Annotated in this window: 4 protein-coding genes; 3 read left to right on the forward strand and 1 reads right to left on the reverse strand. The window is 68.6% G+C overall.

Features of this window, described 5'->3' with window-relative positions:
- From SX243_25545 to SX243_25555, 3 genes are all read left to right on the forward strand, one after another.
- On the forward strand, window positions 1-400 hold a 400-nt coding region (locus SX243_25545), incomplete at its 5' end, for a pyridoxamine 5'-phosphate oxidase family protein (GenBank protein MDY7096354.1).
- A gap of 73 nt (window positions 401-473) precedes the next feature.
- Window positions 474-1,058, forward strand: coding sequence for an RNA polymerase sigma factor (locus tag SX243_25550; GenBank protein ID MDY7096355.1), 585 nt, complete (start codon window positions 474-476; stop codon window positions 1,056-1,058).
- Window positions 1,055-1,594 (forward strand): transmembrane transport protein, encoded by a 540-nt coding sequence (locus tag SX243_25555; protein ID MDY7096356.1) that lies wholly within the window; start codon window positions 1,055-1,057, stop codon window positions 1,592-1,594. The genes SX243_25550 and SX243_25555 overlap by 4 nt, the downstream gene beginning before the upstream one ends.
- A gap of 39 nt (window positions 1,595-1,633) precedes the next feature.
- Here SX243_25555 and SX243_25560 read toward each other — a convergent pair whose 3' ends face one another.
- The gene (locus SX243_25560; protein MDY7096357.1) at window positions 1,634-3,511 is read right to left on the reverse strand and encodes a tRNA uridine(34) 5-carboxymethylaminomethyl modification radical SAM/GNAT enzyme Elp3; all 1,878 of its coding nucleotides are present in this window, start codon (window positions 3,509-3,511) and stop codon (window positions 1,634-1,636) included.
- Window positions 3,512-3,582 lie beyond the last annotated feature (71 nt).

Genomic DNA, 3,582 nt, shown 5'->3' on the forward strand with positions numbered 1-3,582 from the left:
CCAGCGGGTGGCCTACCTCGACCTCACCGGCAGCGGCAACGAGACCGCCGCCCACCTGAAGGAAAACGGCCGGATCACCTTCATGTTCTGCTCCTTCGGTCCCAAACCCTTGATCCTGCGGCTCTACGGCCGGGGCCGCGCGGTGCTGCCGGGAGCGAAAGAGTGGGATGAGCTGGTGCCGCACTTCGAGGCCTTCCACGGCACTCGGCAGATCATCGTGGCGGAGGTGGAGCTGGTGCAGACCTCCTGCGGCTACGGCGTGCCGCGGATGGAGCTGCTGGGGGACCGCAAGACGCTGCAGGGCTATCTGGACGCCAAGAACGAGGAAGAGCTCAAAGCTTATCGGCAGGAGAAGAACGCCCGCAGCCTCGACGGGCTGCCGGTTCCCTTGAGAGATTGAGGGCCGATGGCCGACTGATTCCGGCGCGAACCTTTTCCTTCGCCCTCCGACTACTGAAGTGGAGGCGAAGGATATGAAACCGAATCCCGAAGAAGACAAACGAACCGCCGAGGCGGAGCTGCTGGCGATCCGCTGCCAGCTGGGAGAGGCCCAGGCCTTTGATCAGCTGGTGGAGCGCTGGCATGGACCGCTGTGGCGGTTCGTCGTCCGCATGATGCAGGACCCGGCGGCGGCGGAAGAGCTGATGCAGGACATCTGGCTCCGTATCCTCCGCGGCCTGCCCGGTCTTCGGAATCCGGCCAAGCTCGTGTCCTGGATGTTCTCCATCGCCCGCCGAGCGGTGATGGATCGGCTGCGTCGCCGATATGCCGAGGCGGATTGGGTCTCCCTCGAAGACGAGCCGGTGGATCCGGTCTCGGATTCGGCTACCGGCCAGGAGCTAGCCCTCACGCAGCTGGAGTCACTGGAGCAGCTCCACGATGCGGTTGCCGAGCTGGCGCTAGCCGAGCGGGAGACCGTCACCCTTTTCTATTTGCACGAGCTCAGCCTGCAGGAAGTAGCGGAGGTGCTGGAGATCCCGGTGGGGACGGTGAAATCCCGTCTGCACCGGGCTCGGACCCGCCTGCGCCGCGCCTTGCTGAGCGAAGGAGACCGATGATGAGACCGACAGATTCTGCGACCCCCACTCCCACTCCCACTCTCGAGAGCGGCTCCCCCCGACCCTCCGTCGCCGAGATGCGCCGGCGTTTGGGGGAGGAGCTGTCGCCGGTTCGCCGCGGACTCTACGCGCTCCTGCTCCTCGCCGACGTCCTGGTGGCGGTGGTGGTGGCGTCGCTGTGGCTCACCGAGCCGGACCTGCCACTCCGCACTCATGTCGCCTTCGCCGCCATGCTCGTGGTAGCGGTGGGGTGGGCGGTGTTCTTCTCCCACACGCTGACCCGCCGCAAGGTGCTCTTCGCTCGCCAGCGCCTGACGGCTTCCTGGCTCGCCCTCCTCGCCTGTAGCGCCTTCACCCTGGGTGCCTTGGCGCTGGCGGTGATCTACCCCGAGATGCGTTCCGCGGCGTTGACGGCGACGGCCCTGGGGGGAACGCTGGTGGTCGCCGCGGGGCTCTTGCTGATCCGGGCGCGGCAGCGCTGGGCTGAATTGTGGCAGCGCCGGGAGCAGCTGGAGCGCCAGCTGGCGGTTTCCTAGGAGCACCTGGGACCGATGGTTCCTCGGGCGCCGGCAGGTTTAGCCGCCGCCCGAGGCCCCGTTCAAGCCCCGGTGTTGGTAGAGCCGACCGTCCCGGAAGCCCTGGCGGCGGTAGTACTCGCGGGTGCCGATGGCGGAGATCACCGCCAGGTTGCGATAGCCGGCGGTAGCGGCGCGGCGGGCGGCCTCTTCGATGAGCCGGCGGCCCAGGCCTTGATGTTGGGCGCGGCCTTCGGCGGCCTCGCCGAGGCCCGCCAGGGCGCCGTAGACGTGGACCTCGCGGATCACCGCACTCTCCTTCAGCTCCTCGACGAAGCTCTCCCCCTCGGGCAGCGAGAGACGCAGGAAGCCGGCGATGCGCTCCTCGCCGTCGACATATTCCAGGAAGACTTCTTCTCCCACGCCGGTGGAGTAGGCGTGGGCTCGTAGATGCAGCCCCTCTCCCCGCACCTGGCGGCCCCGCACCTCGCGGCTGCGGATGTCACGGCAGCATCCACCGCGACGGGCCAAAGCCTGCTCCGCCAGCTGGCGAAAGTTGGTGCGCTGGTTGCCGACGACGATGTCCTGGGACGGGATGTCGCGGATCACGCGGGTGATGCGGCACCACGGCGGCACCCGTTCCAGGCAGCCCACCAGCACGTCGGTGAGCTCGTCGTCGGTGTAGGGGCGCCAGTCACCGCGGCGGTAATAATCCATCAGCTCGGCGCTCTCGATGAGGCTGCAGGGGTAGATCTTGAGCTCGTCGGGGCGCAGCTCCGGCTGATCGAAGATGCGCTGGAAGTCCTCCAGGTCGAGCTCCGGCGATGAGCCATAGAGGTTGGGCATCCAATGGGCATGGAGCTTGAAGCCGGCGTGGCGCAGCAGGGTGACGGCGCGGCGGGTGGCGGCGACGTCGTGGCCGCGGTGGTTGAGGGCCAGGACCTCGTCCGAGAGACTTTGGAAGCCGATCTGCACCTTGGTAGCGCCGAGGCGGCGCAGGCGCAGCACCTCGTCCTCGGCGAGGTGGTCCGGACGGGTTTCCAGCACCAGCCCGACGCAGCGGGCGGCGGCGCCTTCGTTGGTGTTTTGGGCGGCCTCCAGCTGCTCCCAGGTGGCGGCCTCGGAGGTGTCCAGAAGCCTTCCGTCGTGGTGCTGGCGGAGGAAGCGGGCGACGGTGCGGTTGTAACCCGCGCGGTCGTTGATGGTGGCCGGTTCTTCGCTCTCCCTTGCCCCGTCGGCGTCGGCGCCCTCGTCGGACCTGGTGTTGGCCAGGGCTGGGGTCTCCGGGCGCTGATGCAGGGCTAGCTCCTCGAAGGGCAGCGCCCCCGGAGCCAGGGCCGATGCGGGATCCTCGGCGCCAGCGGTGGCGGGGACGAAGTCGTTGAGAGCTTCGAAGCAACGCAGCACGAACCAGATCTGGTACGCCTCCGGGTAGAAGGACCAGGTGCCGCCGAGGACGATGAGCTCCACCTTGTCCACCGGGTGGCCGATATTGGACAGGGCGCGCAGCCGGAAGTAGGTCTGGAGGTAGGGATCGAAGGCGTGCTGGGCCGCCCGCTGGGCCCCGGGCTCGTCGGAGAGGTAGCTCTTGGGCATGCGCACGTCGTTGGGGCAGAAGATGCAGCGCCCGGGGCAGGGGAAGGGCTTGGTGAGCACCGTCACCGTGGCCACCCCGCTGAGGGTGCGCACGGGCTTCTTGCGCAGCCGCGGGATCAGGTCGCCGGCATCCGGATCCCGGCCCGCCCGCCGTTCGAGCCAGCGGTAGCCGCGGATCAGCTCGCTCTTGGAGAGCACCGCGCCGTCGGCCTTGGGGTAGAGGCGCACGATGCGGTCCAGCTCCCGGGGGGTGATGACGTCGAGCTGCTCCAGCTCACCCAGCACGGCGCGTAGCTGGGGCTCGTGATCGGCGGGCTCGAAGTGGTAGCGGTGGTGGGTCACGGGTCTCTCGACGGGCGGTAGAACGCTCGCCGGGAGCCTATCGCAGCCTCGGGGCCGGGGCTCGGGTCGCA

It is taken from the genome of Acidobacteriota bacterium (assembly GCA_034211275.1).
Lineage (GTDB): Bacteria > Acidobacteriota > Thermoanaerobaculia > Multivoradales > JAHZIX01 > JAGQSE01.

What these genes read in the sequence shown, in the direction of transcription:
- SX243_25550 (MDY7096355.1), top strand. Translation starts at nt 474, where the DNA reads ATGAAACCGAATCCCGAAGAAGACAAACGAACCGCCGAGGCGGAGCTG.
- SX243_25555 (MDY7096356.1), top strand. Translation starts at nt 1,055, where the DNA reads ATGATGAGACCGACAGATTCTGCGACCCCCACTCCCACTCCCACTCTC.